The 622-nt window shown below is 57.9% G+C and carries 1 pseudogene; it reads left to right on the forward strand.

The window, feature by feature from the left end:
• Positions 1–112: 112 nt before the first annotated feature.
• Positions 113–622, forward strand: a pseudogene (locus tag ACM6IP_RS24020) (IS4 family transposase); the annotation flags it as partial.

Below are 622 nucleotides of genomic sequence, written 5' to 3' on the forward strand. Positions count from 1 at the left end.
GCCAGCCCTTTCAAGGTCTTTGATAAAATCCCCCAAAACTCCAGTCAGGGTGACGAAAGCGATGTGGGCAGAAGTTCTAGCGCGGTTTGAGAAAAAAACACCGGCCAGTGTCATGACCAGAGTGATACTGGAGCAGGCTGTTCCTGCCACATGGGTCGATCAGGTGTTCGAAGAACATCGTCAGCGGCAATACCCGCGTGAGCTTCTGTTCTCAACCATCGTTGAACTGATGTCCCTTGTTTCATTGGGCTTGCGACCATCGCTACATGCTGCTGCACGGCAGATGGAGGATCTTCCCGTCAGCTTGGCGGCGCTGTATGACAAGGTCAGCCGCACAGAACCTGCGCTGCTGCGCGCCCTGGTCACCGGCAGCGCAGAGCGCTTGGCCCCGACGATAAAAGAGCTGGGGCACTCAGCCATTTTGCCTGGCTGGCAACTGCGGGTCGTCGACGGCAATCACCTGCCTTCCAGCGAAAAACGCCTGGGCGCTTTGCGCCGTGAACGAGGGGCCGCCCGGCCTGGTTTTTCAGTAGTGGTTTACGACCCCGATCTGGATCAGGTCGTCGATCTTCAGCCCTGTGAAGATGCCTATGCCAGTGAGCGCGTCAGCGTTCTGCCGTTG

This window comes from Pseudomonas sp. IT-P176, assembly GCF_949767245.1.
Taxonomy (GTDB): domain Bacteria; phylum Pseudomonadota; class Gammaproteobacteria; order Pseudomonadales; family Pseudomonadaceae; genus Aquipseudomonas.